General features: G+C 59.5%; 16 protein-coding genes. 12 read left to right on the forward strand and 4 right to left on the reverse strand.

Features of this window, described 5'->3' with window-relative positions; all coding sequences use genetic code 11:
- The first annotated feature begins 525 nt into the window (after positions 1 to 525).
- From BN1123_RS17370 to BN1123_RS17400, 7 genes are all read left to right on the forward strand, one after another.
- Positions 526 to 1,161, forward strand: coding sequence for a YchE family NAAT transporter (locus BN1123_RS17370; protein ID WP_042028570.1), 636 nt, complete (start codon positions 526 to 528; stop codon positions 1,159 to 1,161).
- Positions 1,162 to 1,441: 280 nt separating this feature from the next.
- Positions 1,442 to 3,061, forward strand: a complete 1,620-nt coding sequence (locus BN1123_RS17375) for an ABC transporter substrate-binding protein (RefSeq protein WP_042028571.1) — start codon at positions 1,442 to 1,444, stop codon at positions 3,059 to 3,061.
- Positions 3,062 to 3,162: 101 nt separating this feature from the next.
- Complete coding sequence (gene oppB / locus BN1123_RS17380) at positions 3,163 to 4,083, forward strand: oligopeptide ABC transporter permease OppB (RefSeq protein WP_042028574.1); 921 nt, start codon at positions 3,163 to 3,165, stop codon at positions 4,081 to 4,083.
- Between the two features lie 14 nt (positions 4,084 to 4,097).
- A complete protein-coding gene (oppC, locus tag BN1123_RS17385; RefSeq protein ID WP_042028575.1) occupies positions 4,098 to 5,009 on the forward strand; it encodes an oligopeptide ABC transporter permease OppC in 912 nt (303 codons plus the stop codon).
- A gap of 117 nt (positions 5,010 to 5,126) precedes the next feature.
- Entirely contained in the window at positions 5,127 to 6,107 is a 981-nt protein-coding gene (gene oppD / locus BN1123_RS17390) for an ABC transporter ATP-binding protein (protein ID WP_042028576.1), read from the forward strand.
- Positions 6,108 to 7,103 (forward strand): murein tripeptide/oligopeptide ABC transporter ATP binding protein OppF, encoded by a 996-nt coding sequence (oppF, locus tag BN1123_RS17395; RefSeq protein ID WP_042028578.1) that lies wholly within the window; start codon positions 6,108 to 6,110, stop codon positions 7,101 to 7,103.
- Between the two features lie 297 nt (positions 7,104 to 7,400).
- On the forward strand, positions 7,401 to 8,345 hold the full coding sequence (locus BN1123_RS17400; protein ID WP_042028579.1) for a TerC family protein: 945 nt from the start codon (positions 7,401 to 7,403) through the stop codon (positions 8,343 to 8,345).
- Positions 8,346 to 8,538: 193 nt separating this feature from the next.
- On the opposite strand, the gene alr is transcribed toward BN1123_RS17400, so the two are convergent.
- Positions 8,539 to 9,765 carry an alanine racemase gene (gene alr / locus BN1123_RS17405; RefSeq protein WP_042028580.1) on the reverse strand — a complete coding sequence of 409 codons (1,227 nt, stop codon included), beginning with the start codon at positions 9,763 to 9,765 and terminating at the stop codon, positions 8,539 to 8,541.
- A 163-nt stretch (positions 9,766 to 9,928) separates the two neighbouring features.
- Between alr and BN1123_RS17410 the strand changes: the two genes are divergently transcribed.
- A complete protein-coding gene (locus tag BN1123_RS17410) occupies positions 9,929 to 10,378 on the forward strand; it encodes a methyltransferase family protein (protein WP_042028581.1) in 450 nt (149 codons plus the stop codon).
- A 70-nt stretch (positions 10,379 to 10,448) separates the two neighbouring features.
- Here BN1123_RS17410 and tapW read toward each other — a convergent pair whose 3' ends face one another.
- Both tapW and BN1123_RS17420 read right to left on the reverse strand, forming a co-directional pair.
- Positions 10,449 to 11,588 (reverse strand): type IVa pilus ATPase TapW, encoded by a 1,140-nt coding sequence (gene tapW / locus BN1123_RS17415; protein WP_026457954.1) that lies wholly within the window; start codon positions 11,586 to 11,588, stop codon positions 10,449 to 10,451.
- Positions 11,589 to 11,647: 59 nt separating this feature from the next.
- Positions 11,648 to 12,004 carry a DMT family protein gene (locus tag BN1123_RS17420; RefSeq protein WP_005337656.1) on the reverse strand — a complete coding sequence of 119 codons (357 nt, stop codon included), beginning with the start codon at positions 12,002 to 12,004 and terminating at the stop codon, positions 11,648 to 11,650.
- A 114-nt stretch (positions 12,005 to 12,118) separates the two neighbouring features.
- Here BN1123_RS17420 and BN1123_RS17425 point away from each other — a divergent pair, with 114 nt between their 5' ends.
- From BN1123_RS17425 to BN1123_RS17435, 3 genes are all read left to right on the forward strand, one after another.
- On the forward strand, positions 12,119 to 12,850 hold the full coding sequence (locus tag BN1123_RS17425) for a substrate-binding periplasmic protein (RefSeq protein ID WP_042028582.1): 732 nt from the start codon (positions 12,119 to 12,121) through the stop codon (positions 12,848 to 12,850).
- Positions 12,851 to 12,952: 102 nt separating this feature from the next.
- Positions 12,953 to 13,960 carry a vitamin B12 ABC transporter permease BtuC gene (btuC, locus tag BN1123_RS17430; RefSeq protein ID WP_042028584.1) on the forward strand — a complete coding sequence of 336 codons (1,008 nt, stop codon included), beginning with the start codon at positions 12,953 to 12,955 and terminating at the stop codon, positions 13,958 to 13,960.
- A complete protein-coding gene (locus BN1123_RS17435; RefSeq protein WP_042028586.1) occupies positions 13,947 to 14,732 on the forward strand; it encodes an ATP-binding cassette domain-containing protein in 786 nt (261 codons plus the stop codon). Before btuC ends, BN1123_RS17435 begins: the two co-directional genes overlap by 14 nt.
- Before the next feature lie 80 nt (positions 14,733 to 14,812).
- Here BN1123_RS17435 and BN1123_RS17440 read toward each other — a convergent pair whose 3' ends face one another.
- On the reverse strand, positions 14,813 to 15,874 hold the full coding sequence (locus BN1123_RS17440) for a 3-deoxy-7-phosphoheptulonate synthase (RefSeq protein ID WP_026456871.1): 1,062 nt from the start codon (positions 15,872 to 15,874) through the stop codon (positions 14,813 to 14,815).
- 143 nt (positions 15,875 to 16,017) lie between these two features.
- Between BN1123_RS17440 and BN1123_RS17445 the strand changes: the two genes are divergently transcribed.
- Complete coding sequence (locus BN1123_RS17445) at positions 16,018 to 16,398, forward strand: diacylglycerol kinase (RefSeq protein WP_042028589.1); 381 nt, start codon at positions 16,018 to 16,020, stop codon at positions 16,396 to 16,398.
- Positions 16,399 to 16,418: the final 20 nt, after the last annotated feature.

Genomic DNA, 16,418 nt, shown 5'->3' on the forward strand with positions numbered 1-16,418 from the left:
TTTGGTTTGCCGTTTCTCCCCACCGTTTTTGGCGCTTTTTTACACGCAATTTCGCATTTCCTTTACCTTGGATAGAGGGGGAAGAGGTATGACCCGTAAGGAGCTCGTTATTACCTTTATCGTGGTGCGAAGTGGTTGGGATGCCCCTCCTTGCCGGGCTTCTGCAAAGGCGGTTTAGTGGCTGGCAGGCGGATGTGTGGCTGGTATCTGATAGGCAATCATGACCCTCGGTTTCTGGTGTTGAACGCCGCGTCAGGAAAACGTCGGAACAGGAGCCGGAAAAACAGCCGCGGCGACAGGGGGGTGTACCTGGACCACGGATTAGAGGAGGTAGCGACTTGCGCCGCGGAGATCGTTTCGCACTGGCTTATCTGTTGGGAAGAGGGGGAATCATTAGCGGAACTAACTAAAAAACCCCGATATTGGTGAGATTATTTAATTGGTGCGGATCCTGGCTATGGTGTAAATTTACGCACGCATTGATATGGAGTAGCCCGCGGGCTTGCACACTATTGGAAGGGGTCTATGGCGGCAATTGACGTCTCTTTATATCTGAAGTTTTTTGTCGGTTTGTTTGCGATCATCAACCCGCTTGGTCTGTTGCCGGTGTTTGTCAGTCTGACCAGTCACCATACCCCGGCCGAAAGAATGAAGACCAACACGACCGCCAATATCGCCGTGATGGTGATCCTGTTGGTCTCCATGACCATGGGGCAGCTGATCCTGGACGGTTTTGGTATTTCGCTGGCGTCGTTTCGCATCGCCGGCGGTTCGCTTATCACCCTGATCGCCTGGTCCATGCTGCAAGGCAAGCTGGGTGAGGTGAAGCACAACAAGCAGGAGAAAGGGGAGTTGGCGGTGCGCGAATCCATCGCGGTCGTGCCGCTGGCGCTGCCACTGATGGCGGGACCGGGGGCCATCTCGTCGGTCATCGTCTACGCCAGCCAGAGCCACTGGCAGCAGATGCTCGGCATGTCGCTGGTGGTGGTGGTGTTCTCGTTCTGCTCCTGGCTAATCTTTCGCGCCGCCCCCCTGCTGTTCAAGATCATGGGCAATACCGGCATCAACGTGGTGACCCGTATCATGGGTCTTATCATGATGTCGCTGGGTATCGAGATCATGGTGGCCGGGATCAAGGGTGTCTTCCCCAGCCTGATGTGAGCCAGATCCGTTTTATGAAAGCCGGTCCTCGTGACCGGCTTTTTATTGGTTGCTTTTTGAATGCCATTTTCTAGAATCGAGCGATTTGTATAAAAAAGCGTCGGTTACGGGGCGTTTAAATACTGAAATTCTTGTCAAAAGCTGTTTTTTTGACCATGGATGGCCGTTGCTCCTGATAATATCTATTGCATCATCACAATAAGCAGGGAATTATGCTGGGAGCGGGTTGTTACCCCGTCATTGAAAAAATTGCATGGAATGTTCTTGTTGGAGTATGGAAATGACTCATAAAAAAACAATGATTAACACCCTCCTGGTGGCCGCGCTGTTTGGTGGCGCCACAATGGCACAAGCCGCCGATGTACCCGCCGGTACCAAGCTGGCCGAGGTGCAGCAGCTGGTCAAAGGCAATGGCTCCGAGCCCGCCACCCTGGACCCGCACAAGACCGAAGGAACGGTCGAATCCAATATCCTGCGCGATCTGTTCGAAGGTCTGGTCGCCTCCGGTCCCAAGGGCGAAGTGCTGCCCGGCGTGGCCGAGTCCTGGGAAACCGCGGACAACAAGAAATATGTGTTCCACCTGCGTAAAGACGCCAAGTGGTCCAACGGTGATCCGGTCACCGCTCACGATTTCGAATTTGCTTTCAAGCGTGCCGTCGACCCCAAAACCGCCTCTCCCTACTCCTGGTATCTGGAGATCCCGACTATCGTCAACGCCTCCGACATCATCGCTGGCAAGAAGCCTGCCGACACCCTGGGTGTGAAGGCGGTCGATGACTATACCTTCGAGGTGCAACTGGAGAAGGCGATCCCTTACTTTGTCAGCATGCTCTCCCACACCACCACCTACCCGGTGCCGAAGAAAGTGGTCGAGAAGTTTGGTGACAAGTGGACCCAGCCCGGCAACATGGTGTCCAACGGTGCCTATGTGCTGAAAGACTGGGTGGTCAACGAGCGCGTCGATGTGGAGCGCAACAAAAACTACTGGAACGACGCCAAGACCGTCATCAACAAGGTGACCTATCTGCCGATCCAGTCCACCAACGCCGAGTTGAACCGCTACCTGGCCGGTGAAGTGGACATGACCTACCAGATGCCCATCGAGCGCTTCAAGCAGATGAAGAAAGAGAAGCCGGACGAGCTGAAAGTGACCGGTTATGTGGGCACCTACTACTACCAGTACAACGTCAAGCGCAAGCCGTTTGACGATGTGCGCGTGCGTACCGCGCTCTCCTACGCCATCGATCGCAACGTGATCGCCGACAAGGTGATGGGCCAGGGCCAGACCCCGGGTTACACCCTGGTGCCTGATTTCGTGGACGGCTTCAAGCCGGTGGCGCCCGAGTGGTCCAAGATGACCCAGGCCGAGCGCGATGCCAAGGCGAAAGCCTTGCTGGCCGAAGCCGGTTTCGATGCCAGCAAGCCGCTGAAGTTCGAGCTGCTCTACAACACCGACGACAACCACAAAAAAGTGGCTGTGGCCGTCGCCTCCATGTGGAAGAAGCTTGGCGTGCAGGTGAGCCTGGTCAACCAAGAGTGGAAAACCTACCTCGAGACCAAGAAACAGGGTCAGTTTGACGTGGGCCGTGCCGGCTGGATCGCCGACTACAACGAAGCCTCCTCCATGCTGGATCTGATGCAGACCACCCATGGCAACAACGACGGCAAATATTCCAACCCGGCGTTTGACAAGCTGATGAGCGAGTCCCGCGATCAGGTGGATGTGGAAGCCCGCAACAAGCTCTATGTCCAGGCCGAAGAGATCCTGGCCAAGGACATGCCGATCGCCCCCATCTACCAGTACGTGACTGCCCGCATGGTGAAACCCTATGTGGGTGGCTACCCGGCCAACCCGCTGGACAACCTCTACAGCAAGGACATGTACATCGTCGCCCACTGATGATGTAAAGCAACAAGTCGCATAACAAGCAGGGCCCGCCAGACGGCGGGCCTTTATTACAATCGCGACCCTTTGGAAGCAGTACAGGACAGGAATTGTCTATGTTGAAATTTATTCTAAAACGTCTACTGGAAGCGATCCCGACTCTGCTGGTCTTGATCACCGTCTCCTTCTTCATGATGCGTTTCGCCCCGGGTAACCCCTTCACCAGCGAACGCTCGCTCCCCCCCGAAGTCATTGCCAATATCGAAGCCAAGTACGGCCTCGACAAGCCCATCGGCATGCAATACCTCACCTACTTGGGCAACTTGGTACAAGGTGATCTGGGGCCCTCTTTCAAATACAAGGACTTCACCGTTAACGATCTGGTGAGCCAGGCCCTGCCGGTCTCGGCCAAGATAGGCTCCTTCGCCTTTCTGTTCGCGGTGACACTGGGGGTGACGTTCGGCACTATAGCGGCCTTGAAACAGAACACTATTATCGATTATCTGCTGATGTCGTCGGCCATGGCGGGGGTGGTGATACCCGGCTTTGTGCTGGCGCCGCTGCTGGTGCTCTTCTTCAGTATCTATCTGGGCTGGTTCCCGGCCGGTGGCTGGCAGGGGGGCGGCATCCAGTTCATGGTGCTGCCGGTGTTCGGCATGATGATGTACTACATCTCGGCCATCTCGCGCATCATGCGAGGCAGCATGATCGAGACCATGAACTCCAACTTCATCCGCACCGCTCGCGCCAAGGGCTTGCCCCTGCGCCACATCATCCTCAAACACGCCCTGCGCCCGGCCATGCTGCCGGTGGTCTCCTACCTGGGGCCGGCGTTTGTGGGCATCATTACGGGCTCAGTGGTGATCGAGACCATCTTCGGCCTGCCGGGGATAGGTCAGTTGTTCGTCAACGGAGCGCTGAACCGTGACTACTCCATGGTGCTCGGCCTGACCATTCTGGTCGGTGCCCTCACCATCACCTTTAACGCCGTGGTCGATATTCTCTATGCCTTTATCGATCCGAAGATCCGTTATTAATCAGGGAGTAGACCATGGTTGTTTCAACTGAAAAACGCGAGGCCGTCGAGGCGTTCGCCCAGAAAGTGGACGTGGTGGAAGGGCGTTCCCTGTGGAAGGATGCCCGCCGCCGTTTCCTGCGCAACAAGGCGGCGCTCACCAGCCTCATCATCCTGAGCCTGATTGGCCTGGCGGTGATCTTCGGGCCGCACCTGTCCCAATACACCTTCGACGATCCGGACTGGGGCGCCATGCAGACCGGTCCTGACATGGAGGCGGGTCACTACTTTGGCACCGACAGCCTGGGGCGCGATCTGTTTGTGCGTACCCTGCTCGGCGGGCGCATCTCGCTGATGGTCGGCATCATGGGGGCCATGGTGGCCGTCATTATCGGCACCCTCTATGGCGCCGCCTCCGGTTTTATCGGCGGTCGCGTCGACAGCCTGATGATGCGGGTACTCGAGATCCTCAACGCCTTCCCCTTCATGTTCTTCGTGATCATGCTGGTGACCTTCTTCGGCCGCAATCTGGCACTTATCTTTATCGCCATCGGGGCGGTGAGCTGGCTCGACATGGCGCGGATCGTCCGTGGCCAGACCCTGAGCCTCAAGAGCAAGGAGTTCATCGAGGCGGCCCATGTCTGCGGCGTCTCCAAGTGGAAGATCATCACCCGCCACATAGTGCCAAACGTGCTCGGCATCGTGGCGGTCTACGCTACCCTGCTGGTGCCGGGGATGATCATGTTTGAATCCTTCCTGAGCTTCCTGGGCCTCGGTGTCCAGGAGCCCATGACCAGCTGGGGTGCCCTGCTGGATGAAGGCTCCAAGTCGATGGAAGTGGCCATCTGGCAACTCCTGTTCCCCGCCGGTTTCATGGTGGTGACCCTGTTCTGTTTCAATTTCCTCGGGGATGGTCTGCGTGACGCCCTCGATCCGAAGGATCGCTAAAAAAAGCGCCGAAGGAGCGCTGAGAAAATGGCGAGAGAGCGCCAAGACAGCGGCTAATACGCTGGCAGCGCACCGGATCGACAGGAATACGTCACGAAAGATCGATAAGGAGTTTTTATGAAGTTACTGGATGTAAAAGATCTGCGGGTCGAGTTCAAGACCCCGGACGGCAATGTGGTGGCGGTCAACGACCTCAACTTTTCACTGGCGGCGGGCGAGACCCTGGGCATCGTCGGCGAGTCCGGCTCGGGCAAATCACAGACCGCGTTTGCCATCATGGGGCTGCTCGCCAAGAACGGCGTCATCACAGGCTCCGCCAAGTTTCAGGGCGACGAGATCCTCAACCTGCCGGAGGCCAAGCTCAACAAGATCCGCGCCGAGAAGATCGCCATGATCTTCCAGGACCCCATGACCTCGCTGAACCCCTACATGAAGGTGCAGGATCAGTTGATGGAAGTGCTGATGCTGCACAAGGGGGTGAGCAAGGCCGAGGCGTTTGAAGAGTCGGTGCGCATGCTGGATGCGGTGAAGATCCCAGAGGCGCGCAAGCGCATGGGCATGTACCCGCACGAGTTCTCCGGCGGCATGCGCCAGCGGGTGATGATCGCCATGGCTCTCTTGTGCCGGCCCCAGCTGCTTATCGCCGACGAGCCGACCACGGCGCTCGACGTGACGGTGCAGGCCCAGATCATGACTCTGATGAACGAACTCAAGCGCGAGTTCAACACCGCCATCATCATGATCACCCACGATCTGGGGGTAGTTGCCGGCATCTGTGACAAGGTGCTGGTGATGTATGCCGGTCGCACCATGGAGTACGGCAAGGTGGACGATATCTTCTATCGCCCGAGCCACCCCTATACCGAAGGTCTGCTGCGCGCCATTCCCCGCCTCGATACCGAAGGGGAGGAGCTGCCCACCATCCCGGGCAATCCGCCCAACCTGCTGCGTCTGCCCACCGGCTGCCCCTTCCAGGAGCGCTGCCACCGGGTGAGCGAGATTTGCGGCCAGCAATCTCCCATCCTGACCCCGTTCAACAACGGGCGGGAGCGGGCTTGCCACTGGGTTTCGGATGCCATCATCAAGGGAGTGAACTAAATGGGTACTGACAAGAAACTGCTGCTGGAAGTGTCCGACCTCAAGGTTCACTTCAGCATCAAGAGCGGCAAGGCATGGCCCTGGGCCAAACCCTCGGCCCTGAAGGCGGTGGACGGAGTGACCCTGCGCCTGTACGAGGGGGAGACCCTGGGGGTGGTTGGGGAGTCGGGCTGCGGCAAGTCCACCTTCGCTCGCGCCATCATCGGCCTGGTGCCGGCCACCGACGGCAAGGTGGTGTGGCTTGGCAACGATCTGACCAAGCTCGACCAGAAGGCGCTGCGGGAGAAGCGTAAAGAGATCCAGATGATCTTCCAGGACCCGCTGGCCTCCCTCAACCCGCGCATGACCATAGGCGACATCATCGCTGAACCCCTCATCACCTTTTATCCAAATCTTGCGAAGGAGGAGGTGAAGGAGCGGGTGCGCGCCATGATGAGTAAGGTGGGCCTGTTGCCAAACCTGGTAAACCGCTATCCCCACGAGTTTTCCGGTGGCCAGTGCCAGCGCATCGGGATTGCCCGGGCCTTGATCCTGGAGCCCAAGATGATCATCTGTGACGAGCCGGTCTCGGCACTCGACGTCTCGATCCAGGCCCAGGTGGTGAACCTGCTCAAATCCTTGCAAAAGGAGATGGGACTGTCGCTCATCTTCATCGCCCACGATCTGTCGGTGGTCAAACATATCTCGGATCGGGTGCTGGTGATGTATCTGGGCAACGCGGTTGAGCTGGGAACCCGCAAGGAGATCTTCGCCAATCCGCTGCACCCTTACACCAAGGCACTGATGTCGGCGGTGCCCGTCCCGGACCCGGATCTGGAGCGCAGCAAGACCATTCAGATCCTGGAGGGGGATCTGCCGTCGCCCATGAACCCGCCGTCCGGCTGTGTGTTCCGCACCCGCTGCCCGGTGGCGGGCCCCGAATGTGCCAAGACCCGTCCCCAGCTTGAAGGTAATTTTGACCACGCGGTCTCCTGCCTCAAGGTGGATCCGCTCTGATTGGAGCATGAGAAGAGGGCGCCCATGTGGCGCCCTTTTTATTTTTTGTGTGGGGGTGAAGATGCCTCTTGGCGTTACCTTTCGAGGCTGTTACTATCCGCCGCAACAAGGGGAGTAACTTCTCGCCGGTTTGTCGTCATTACGGTGCACACCTTTTCCTGCAGTGCACCCGGCAGCCGGGCAGTCGATGCAAATTGGCTGTAAGTGAGACCTTGCCGAGAGGCAAGGTGTATCTGCTCCAGACGCAAACCCACTGCCTCCCGGCCGTGGGTTTTGTCGTTTTGGGGAGAAGTGAACATGGGTGAATGGTGGATGTGGACCGGTTTCTTCAGCATAGTGCTGGTCCTGTTATGGATTGACATTCGTTTTGTCGGCGGCGGCAAGGCACACAAGGTATCCCTCAAGGAGGCGGGTATCTGGTCCCTCGTCTGGGTGAGCGTGGCGCTCTTGTTCAACCTGGCCATCTGGCTCTGGCTGGATCACAGTGCCGGGCGCGAAATCGCCAACCAGAAGGGGCTGGAGTTTCTCACCGGCTACCTCATCGAGAAGGCGCTGGCGGTGGACAACGTCTTCGTCTGGCTGATGCTGTTCGGCTACTTTGCCATTCCGGCCGAGCTGCAGCGCCGGGTACTGCTCTACGGGGTACTGGGTGCCATCGTCATGCGCGCTGGCATGGTATTCGCGGGCAGCTGGCTCATCGAGCAGTTCCACTGGATCCTCTATCTGTTCGGCGCATTCTTGCTGCTGACCGGTGCCAAGATGCTGTGGGCGGCCGACAAGGAGCCGGATCTCGAGAACAATGCCCTGCTCGGCTGGATGCGCCGCCGTTTCAAGGTGACCGAGACCCTGGAGGGGGAGCACTTCTTCGTCTGGCGTGATGGCGTGCGCTACGCGACGCCCTTGCTGCTTATCCTGGTGCTGGTGGAGGTGAGCGATCTTATCTTCGCGGTGGACAGCATCCCGGCCATCTTTGCGGTGACCACGGATCCCTTCATCGTGCTCACCTCCAACATCTTTGCCATCATGGGGCTGCGCGCCATGTATTTCCTGCTGGCCGGTGTCGCCGAGCGCTTCGCCCTGCTCAAATATGGCCTGGCGCTGATCCTGATGTTTATCGGGGTCAAGATGCTGCTGCTGGATGTGTTCAAGATCCCGACCGGTATTGCGCTGGGTGTCGTGGCCCTGATCCTGCTGGCTTCCATGGGACTGAGTCTCTGGGTGACTCGTAAAAAGACCGCTTGAAGGCGCTGTAAATAATTTGGGGGGATCTGTTCAAGATCCCCCTGAGTGGCATCGCACTGAGCGTAGTAGCGCTGATCCTGCTGGCTTCCATGGGGCTGAGCTTCTGGGTGACCCGTAAGAAGACGGCGTAAGGTATATCAAAAGGCACAAGTAAAAAGGGCTCCCTAGGGAGCCCTTGTTTTAAGGTCGATGCTTACTGCTTGATCTTCTTGGGATTGGTGTAGCCCCAGACGGTGTACATGTCCGCCAGCAGGGCGCCGTTGTACTCCTCGAGATCCGCCTGTTTCACCTCGGCATCACCCTGGCGGCCAAACAGCACCACCTCATCACCGGGTTTGACCCCTTTCAGATCGGTCACGTCCACCATGATGGTGTTCATGGAGGTCTTGCCGACGACCGGTACCTTCTGGCCCTGGATCAGTACATAGGCCTTGTTGCTGAGCGCACGGCGGTAGCCGTCGGAGTAACCCAGCGGCAGGTTGGCGAGCAGGGAGTCGCGCTTGAGGGTGAAGGTGCGGTCATAGCCGACGGTGTTGCCCGCCGGGTAGTGGTTGACGGAGGCAACCTGGGTCTTGAACGCCATCACCTTCTTGTACTCGGTGTAGGAGGGGATGGTGTCGCCATAGATGATGCCGCCCGGGCGCACCATGTCAAAGTAGGCTTCCGGCACTTCCAGGGTGGCGAAGGAGTTGGCGGCGTGGATGGTGAGCTTGCTGCGATCCAGTTTGCCGGCGTCGATCAGCCACTGGTAGTCCAGCTTGAACTGGGCCAGCCCCAGCTTGACGTCCTCTTTCTCTTCCACCGGGAAGTGAGTCATGATGCCGACCGGGGTGATCCCTTTGAGCTTGAGCATGGCCAGCGCATCTTCCTTGGAATCGGCCAGACGCAGGTCGATGCCGTTGCGGCTCATGCCGGCGGAGTTGAGACCAATATGCACCGGAATGTTGGTGTTGTGGCGCTTGGCGATGTCGGCGATCCCCTGGGCACTGGCCAGGCTGCCAACCAGCTCTTCCATCTTGTAGGGCAGGGCCTGCTCAACCTCATCCGGGGTGGCGGCACGGACCCGCATCAGACGACCCTCGAAGCCCTTCTCGCGGGCCACGCGGGCCTCTTCGTTGCTGGCGATGCCGATGCAGGGGATGCCCGCCTTGACCACGGAGGGCACCAGCAGATCGATGCCGTGACCGTAGGCGTCGGCCTTCATGATGGCGCAGATCTGCGGGCCCTTGTCACCCAGGCGCTCTTTGAGGGTCTGGATGTTGTGCTCGAAGGCGGCCAGATCCACTTCCAGCCAGGCATTGGCGGCAGTCTGCTCCTGACCGTTGCGATGGTCATTGGCAAGAGGGAGATAGGGGGCGGCGACGGCTTGACCAGCCAGCAGACCGAAGATCAGGGTAGCGAGTAGGGTTTTCTTGTGCATAGACGTTCCTTTTTTATTCGAGTTGGGATAGTGCCGATACTAGCGTAGCGGTTTAGCGACAACTTGTTGTTATTATTATGATCTTGGCGACGGCTCGGCGATTGCCGAGTGATGGAGAGTCTATCGCAACCGAGCGTCGTGCGACACTTGTCAGAGGAATAAAATGGTCAATTTGGAGTTACGTCTGCCACCCCCGCTGATCTTTACCCTATCTGCTGCTGCCATGTGGGGAATACGCGGTGGTGGGGAGCCTGCGGGCTGGCAATGGGGCTTGGGGGCCCTGCTGGTAGCGTTGGGCGCCCTGTTTGGATTCGGGGCCCTGCAGCGCTTTCGCCACCACCAGACCACCGTCAGTCCGACCCGGCCGCATCATACCCGCCATCTGGTCACCTGCGGTGTCTATCGCATCAGCCGCAATCCCATGTACCTGGGGCTGCTCTGCTGGCTGCTGGCCTGGGGTTGTTATCTGGGGGGCGTCTGGGTTTGGCTGGGACCGGTATTGCTGGTGGCCTGGTTGACCCGCTTCCAGATCATCCCGGAAGAGCGGTTGTTGCAGGCTCGCTTTGGGGATGAGTATGCCCGTTACTGTCAGCGGGTGCGGCGCTGGTGCTAGGGCGGCGGTGACAGAAGAGGAAAGAAGCACAACCCCTTGGTTGACGAGGCTGTGCTTGAACGGCGCTGGATCAGAAGAGGTCGTCTTTCTCGTCCTTGGTGGGTTCGAGGCTCCAGCCGGTGGCATCGCTGCTGCTGGCGATCTGGCCCTTCTCCCGCCACAACTTGATCTTGAGGCGCAGGTTATTGGCCGAGTCGGCGTTCTTCACCGCTTCTTCTTCATCGATCACCCCTTCCACCACCAGATCGAACAGGGCGCTGTCGAAGGTGACCATGCCGAGGGCCTTGGATTTCTCCATCACCTCCTTCAGACCGCCAAATTCACCCCGTTTGACCATGTCACGTATGGTGTGAGTGCCGAGCATGATCTCCACCGCCGCCCGGCGACCGCCGTCCGTGGTCTTCACCAACCGCTGGGAGACAAACGCCTTGAGGTTGTTGCCGAGATCGTTGAGCAATTGCGGGCGCCGCTCTTCCGGGAAGAAGTTGATGATGCGGTCCAGCGCCTGGTTAGCGTTGTTGGCGTGCAGGGTGGAGATGGCGAGGTGACCGGTTTCCGAGAAGGCCAGGGCATGCTCCATGGTCTCGCGATCACGAATTTCCCCGATGAGGATCACGTCCGGCGCCTGGCGCAGGGTGTTTTTCAGGGCGGCGTGGAAGCTGCGGGTATCGACCCCCACCTCGCGCTGGTTGATGATGCTCTTGCGGTGGCGGTGAACGAACTCTACCGGATCCTCAATGGTGATGATGTGGCCGCCGCTGTTGCGGTTGCGGTGATCGATAAGGGCCGCCAGTGAGGTGGATTTGCCCGAGCCGGTACCCCCGACGAACAGCACCAGGCCCCGTTTTTCCATGATGGTGTCGAGCAGCACGGGGGGGAGTTTGAGATCTTCAAAGCGCGGGATCTCGGTTTTGATGTTGCGTGCCACCAGGGAGACTTCGTTACGCTGCTTGAAGATGTTGATCCGAAAGCGGCCTACCTGGGGCAGGGAGATGGCGAGGTTCATCTCCAGCTCCCGCTCGAACTGCTCCTTCTGCTCCTTGTCCATGATGGCGTCGGCGATGCTCGCCACATCTCCCGGATTGAGGGGCGTCTCGGTCAGCGGGCGCAACACCCCGTTGAACTTGGCGCAGGGGGGAGCGCCGGTTGACAGATAAAGGTCTGAGCCATCCTGCTTGGCCAGGATCTGTAGCATGTCTCGCAATTCCATTGTTTTGCCTCGTCTATCAAGGAGATGCCGTTAACGGGGATGTTATTGAGTGTACAGCGTCAGGCGCCGGTGAGTTTCTCGCGAAAAACAAAAAAGACCGCCCCCAGGATGCACAGCCCGGCCCAGAGGTAGTCCCATTTCAGATCTTCCTTGAGATAGAAGATAGAGAAGGGGACGAATACGGTGAGGGTGATCACCTCCTGCAGGATCTTGAGCTGCCCCACGCTCATGACGGTATGGCCGATGCGGTTGGCGGGCACTTGCAACAGGTATTCAAACAGGGCGATGCCCCAGCTCACCAGCGCCGCAATGATCCAGGGTTTGTGGTTCATACTCTTGAGGTGGGCATACCAGGCAAAGGTCATGAAAACGTTGCTGCACAGCAACAGACCGATACTGGTAAAGATTGGGTTCATTAGGTTCTCCTTTAAAATCAATTGCATTTTATCTCCGAACCATGGGTTTTCATAAGTGGGCGGTCAGGGTATTTTTAGTCAATCATGGATAGCGCAACACAAGGATCCAACCGAATGGGCAAGACAAGCTGGGGTGTGCTTGGTCTGCTGTTTGCCTGCCTGGCTCAAGGTGCTCCGACCCTGACGGTCGCCACCGATCTCTGGCCCCCTTTTCGGATCCTGCAACCGGATGGCGAGTTGCAAGGACTCGATGTAGAGATCCTGCGGCGTCTGCAGAAGGAGAGCGGCATCCAGTTGCAGATCCGGCGCATGCCCTGGGGCAGGGCTCTCAAGCAGATGGAATCCGGCCAGGTCGATCTCATGATTGGTCTGGCTCATACCGCCGAACGCGCCGCCTTCATCGATTATCTGCAACCCGCCTATTACCAGTGCTGGCCCGCCTTTTATGGCAAGCCCGCCACGGTGGCCGGTATCCGCCAGTATCGGGACCTGGCAGGAATGGAGGTGGGCTATGTGCTCAAGTCCGCCTACTTCGAACCCTTTGACTCCGATCCCGCACTCAACAAGCACGGGGTGCCGACCGAGGATCAGCTGCTGCGCATGGTGCAGCGGGGCCACCTGCCGTTGATGATAGGCACCGATTGCCAGGTTGATTACGCCCTGCGCCAGGGGGACGGGAAGCCCCTTGGCAAGGCGGACTACCGCCCGGACAGTCCGGTGACCCTCTACCTTGGCATGAGCAAGCGCTCACCCCATCAGGCGCAAAAGTCCGCCCTGAGCACCGCCTTGCAGCGTCTGGTGGAGAGCGGCGATATAAAGCAGATGGCCAGTCACTACCAGCCTTGACCTTGGGTGGCAAGCCACTGTTATCATGCCCTTTTCCTGCAACCTTGCCCTGTCTGGCCGACAGCGGTGGCAAGGTTGTGCCTTCATGTTCGGGGATCTTGCGTGTACCTCTCTTTGCTCGCCCGTCAGCAGCGCTGGCAGCGGCGCTGGCTCTTTGGCCTCGCCCTGCTGACCCTGCTGCTCTTTGTCTGCTCCCTCGCCTGGGGGGAGTTTGTGCTGCTGCCCTGGCAACCCCTTGGCGAGCTGGAGCAACGCATCCTGCTGGAGCTGCGCCTGCCACGCGCCCTGCTGGCCCTGCTGGCGGGAGCCGCGCTCGCCTGTGGCGGCGCCGTGCTGCAGGTGATGCTGCACAACCCGGTGGCCGAACCCGGCCTGCTCGGCGTCTCGAGCGGGGCGGGGCTGGCGGCCATGGTATCGATGGCGGTTGCCAAATCCCTCGGCGTCTATCTGCCGGGTTGGGGCTTGTCCCTTGCCGCCTTTGGCGGGGCACTGCTGGTGACCATGATGCTGATCCGGCTGGCGCGCCGTGCCAGGCTTGGCCATGCCAGGCTGCTGCTATTCGGGGTCGCCATCGGCATCCTCACCAATGCGGCCATGACCTGGCTGATGTACTTTGCCGACGATGCCTCTTTGCGCGAATTCATGTTCTGGATGATGGGCAGTCTCTCTTATGGCAGCCAGCAGATCGCTTGGTGGTGGCTGCTGTTGCCGCTCACCCTGGGCTGGCTCTGCTGGCAGGGCAAGGCGCTGCAGCAACTGCTGCTGGGAGAGACCCAGGCCCGCCTGATGGGGCTGGATGTGGACAGGATGCGAGTGCGATTGGTGCTGGCGGTCTGTCTGCTCACCGGGGTGGCGGTGTCGCTGTGCGGCGTCATCGGTTTTGTCGGCCTGGTGGTGCCCCATCTGCTGCGCTTGTGTGGCGGCAGCGATCAGCGCTTCTTGCTGCCTGCCTCGGCGCTGGGGGGCGGCGCCCTGTTGCTGGCATCCGATCTGGTTGCCCGCTCGGCCTTGAGTGCCGGTGAGTTGCCTATTGGCGTCATCACCGCCTCGGTCGGGGCCCCGCTCTTTATCTATCTGCTGTTGAGGCAAGATGCCCATGCCAACACCTGAGTGCCACAATGATGCCGCGCCTCTGATTGAGGCCCGCGCCCTCGCCATTCCAGCGCGGCTGGCCCCTCTTAATCTCGCCTGGACGGGCGGCCAGCTGGTGGCCCTGCTCGGCCCCAATGGCAGCGGTAAATCTACCCTGCTCGGCGCCCTGGCCGGCATTTTGCCCGCGCAAGGAGACGTCTTGCTGGATGGGGAAGTGCTTACTGACCTTGGTTGGCAGGCGCTCGCCCGTCGCCGCGCCATGTTGCCCCAGCGCCAGCCCCAGCTGTTTCATATCCCGGTGTTTCAGGTGTTGAGCCTGGGGCTGGACGAGGGGGGCGAGCCCGCCCGTCAGCGCGAGGCGATCCAGGCCCTGTGCGAGGCACTGGAGCTGGATGATTTGCTGGCGCGGGATTTCAGCCAGCTGTCCGGCGGCGAACAGCAGCGGGTGCTGATCGCCCGTACCCTGCTGCAGGTGTGGCCTGGGCTCAACCCGGCGGGGCGCATCCTGCTGCTGGATGAACCTCTGGCAGGGCTGGATCTGCACCATCAGCTGGCCTTGCTGCGGCTGCTGAAGACGGTGGCTCGTCAGGGGCTGCTGGTGGTGATCGCCATCCACGACATCAATCTGGCCATCGATTGGGCGGATCGCATCCTTTGCCTGCAGCAGGGGCGTGTGGTGAGCGAGGGCGGGGTCGAGCTGGTGGACCAGGCGCTGCTGGAGCAGGTGTTCCAGATAAGAACAGAGCGCATAGAGGCGGGTGGCCGGGTCTGGTTTATGCCCAGTTTGTAAGCGGGGTTTGCCTAATAAGAGAAGGGCCAGACATGCAGGATGTCTGGCCCTTTTTTATTTATTTTACGTTCTGACGAGGTTCAGCCCAACTTGTGCAGACGCACCTGGGCGGCCTCGGCCAGCATGGCCAGCAGGGTCTCGGTATCGTCCCAGGAGAGGCAGGCATCCGTGATGCTCTGGCCGAAGGTGGCGGCGCAGCCGTTCTCCACATCCTGGCGCCCTTCCACCAGGAAGCTTTCGGCCATGATGCCGGCGATGCCGGTGCGGCCGCGGCGCAGCTGATCGCAGATATCCTGAGCCACCAGCAGCTGGCGACGGTGATCCTTCATGCTGTTGCCGTGGCTGAAATCCACCACCAGACGTTCAGGCAGTCCCACGTCGGCCAAGGCTTCGCACGCCTCGTCGATGCTGGCGGTATCGTAATTGGGGCGGTGGCCGCCACGCAGGATCACGTGACCATAGGGGTTGCCGGCGGTACGGTAGATGGTCATCTTGCCGTCCTTGTCCGGGGAATAGAAGATGTGGCTGTGACGGGCGGCGCGCACCGCATCGATGGCGATGCGGGTGTTGCCGTCGGTGCCGTTCTTGAAGCCGACCGGGCAGGAGAGGGCTGAGGCCATCTCGCGGTGTACCTGGGATTCTGTGGTGCGGGCACCGATGGCGCCCCAGGTGATGAGGTCGGCAATGTACTGGCCGGTCACCATGTCGAGGAATTCGGTGGCGGTGGGCAGGCCGATCTCGTTGATGTCGACCAGCAGTTTGCGGGCCAGCTTCAGCCCTTCATTGACGTCAAAGCTGCCGTCGAGGCGCGGATCGTTGATCAGCCCCTTCCAGCCGACGATGGTGCGCGGTTTCTCGAAATAGGTGCGCATCACGATGCACAGGCTCTCTTTATACTGCTCGCGCAGGCGGTTGAGGCGACGGGCATACTCGTGGGCGGCGGCAGGATCATGGATGGAGCAGGGGCCGACGATGGCCAGCAGGCGCTGATCCTCTCCGGCCAGAATGGCTTCCACTTCGCGACGGGCATCCAGCAGATTCTGGGCAATGGTATCGTTGATCGGGAAAGCGTGTGCGAGCTCGCTCGGAGTGATCAGTGACTCCAGGCGACGGGTGCGCAATTCATCTGTGTGAATGGACATACAACTCAAGTCTCGAGTGGGTGGTGTCAGCCGCAGGGGCGAAAATGCAAAGGGATAAAATAAAGCAAAAGTCCACCGATTGAAACCTTGGGGGGCTCTGATAGGATGTGAGGCCAAAATCGATACCAAATGAGGTAGATAGCGTGGCAAAGCCAGGGGCAACCGGGGTCACCCGTATCATCAAGGCAACCGGTTACAGCATGAAAGGGCTCAAGTCTGCCTGGGTCAACGAGGCCGCATTTCGTCAGGAGCTGATGCTTATTCTGTTGCTGATGCCGCTGACGTTCTGGGTGGGGGAGACCCTCAACCAGATCCTGTTGCTGGTCATCATCAGCTGGCTGGTGGTGATCGTCGAGGTGCTCAACTCCGCCATCGAGGCGGTGGTGGATCGCATCGGCCCCGAGCACCATGAACTCTCCGGCCGCGCCAAGGATCTGGGCTCCGCCGCCGTCTTTATCGCGCTGGCCCTCAACGCCCTGGTGTGGGGAGCGCTGGTTGGCCGTAATCTGTTGGGTTGGTGGTAATGGTATTGAATGGGTAAGCC

This window comes from Aeromonas enteropelogenes, assembly GCF_000819845.1.
Taxonomy (GTDB): domain Bacteria; phylum Pseudomonadota; class Gammaproteobacteria; order Enterobacterales; family Aeromonadaceae; genus Aeromonas; species Aeromonas enteropelogenes.